General features: G+C 67.4%; 1 protein-coding gene. It reads right to left on the bottom strand.

Annotated features, from left to right (window positions below; genetic code table 11):
* Positions 1-862, bottom strand: an 862-nt coding sequence (locus tag AQJ91_RS48435) for an IS630 family transposase (protein ID WP_067036857.1), incomplete at its 3' end; no start/stop codon positions are given.
* Positions 863-881: the final 19 nt, after the last annotated feature.

Below are 881 nucleotides of genomic sequence, written 5' to 3' on the forward strand. Positions count from 1 at the left end.
CGACTTGGTTGAGCCAGGAGGAACTGGTGGGCGTGAAGTGCATGTGGAACCGCGGGTGCGTGAGCAGCCACTTCTGGATGGCGGGGGTCTTGTGGGTGGCGTAGTTGTCGCAGATGAGGTGGACGTCGAGCTCGGCGGGGACTTCCCTGTCGAGCTTGGCGAGGAACTTCTTGAACTCGACGGCACGGTGGCGGCGGTGCAGGGAGCCGATGACCTCGCCCGTGGCGGCGTTGAGCGCCGCGAACAAGGTGGTGACCCCGCCGCGCAGGTAGTCGTGGGTGCGGCGCTCGGGCATGCCGGGCATCATCGGCAGCACCGGTGCCGAGCGGTCCAGTGCCTGTATCTGGGACTTCTCGTCGACGCAGAGTACGATGGCGCGCTCGGGCGGATCCAGGTACAGGCCCACTACGTCGCGGACCTTCTCGATGAACTGCGGGTCCTTGCTCAGCTTGAAGGTGTCGACCTGGTGCGGCTTGAGGCCGAAGGTGCGCCAGATCCTCGAGACCGTCGACTGGCTCAGCCCGCTCTGCTTCGCCATCTCGCGGGTGGACCAGTGCGTGGCGCCTTTCGGCGTCGTCTCCAGGGTCCGCACGATCACGTCCTCGACGTGATCGTCGGTCACCGTGCGGGCAGGCCCTGGCCGTTTCTCGTCGGCCAGGCCCTCAAGCCGACCGGCCGCGAACCGCTTGCGCCACGTGGCCACCGTGGTCGGATGGATGCCGAGGTCCACGCCGACCTGGGTGTTCGACAGTCCGTCAGCACACGCCAGGACGATCCGGCACCGCAGCGCCAGAGCCTGCGCGGACGTCGCCCTACGCGACCAGCGCAGCAACGTTTCACGCTCGTCATCCGTCAGAACCACTTCGACCGTCGGCCGACCC

This window comes from Streptomyces dysideae (genome assembly GCF_001514305.1).
GTDB lineage: Bacteria > Actinomycetota > Actinomycetes > Streptomycetales > Streptomycetaceae > Streptomyces > Streptomyces dysideae.